The organism is Stenotrophomonas beteli (assembly GCF_001431665.1).
In the GTDB taxonomy this organism is placed as follows: domain Bacteria; phylum Pseudomonadota; class Gammaproteobacteria; order Xanthomonadales; family Xanthomonadaceae; genus Stenotrophomonas; species Stenotrophomonas beteli.
Map to the genome: position 1 here is coordinate 1 of NZ_LLXV01000109.1, position 778 is coordinate 778.

Below are 778 nucleotides of genomic sequence, written 5' to 3' on the forward strand. Positions count from 1 at the left end.
GTCCAGGGGGATGGCTGCATGCGTGGGGGCCTCCGTGCCCGGGCAGGAGCGCCCGGCGGCGAAGCCTAGCAATGGCCCATCACGGCTGCCTGAATCGCGGCCAACCTGATAACCGCCGGTACGGGCGTCATCGCCAGCGGCTTTCAGCGGCGGATGTCGGCTGGCCTATGGTGGCGGTTTCCCCGGATGGAGCCTGGCCCGATGAGCGACCCGCAGTGGCAACTGGAAACCCTGGCCGTGCACGGCGGCTACCGTCCCGACCCGACCACCCGCGCGGTGGCGGTGCCGATCTACCAGACCGTGGCGTATGCCTTCGATGACACCCAGCACGGCGCCGACCTGTTCGACCTGAAGGTGCCCGGCAACATCTATACCCGCATCATGAACCCCACCACCGACGTGCTGGAACAGCGCCTGGCCGCGTTGGAAGGCGGCATCGGCGCGCTGGCGCTGGCCTCGGGGCAGGCCGCGATCACCTACGCCATCCAGACCATCGCCGAGGCCGGCGACAACGTCGTCGCCTCCAGTGCGCTCTACGGTGGCAGCCTCAACCTGCTGGCGCACACGCTGCCGCAGTACGGCATCCAGGCGCGCTTTGCCGATCCGGCCGACCCGGCCGCATTCGCCGCGCTGATCGACGACCGCACCAAGGCGGTGTTCGTCGAATCGATCGGCAACCCGCGCGGCAATGTCACCGACATCGCTGCGATCGCCGAGGTCGCGCATGCCGCCGGCGTGCCGCTGATCGTCGACAACACCGTGGCCACACCGTTCCTGC

1 protein-coding gene is annotated in these 778 nt (G+C 69.3%); it reads left to right on the forward strand.

All coding sequences use genetic code 11. The features are described from left to right. Window positions 1–201: 201 nt before the first annotated feature. Window positions 202–778, forward strand: a 577-nt coding sequence (locus ARC23_RS20205) for an aminotransferase class I/II-fold pyridoxal phosphate-dependent enzyme (protein WP_152985312.1), incomplete at its 3' end; no start/stop codon positions are given.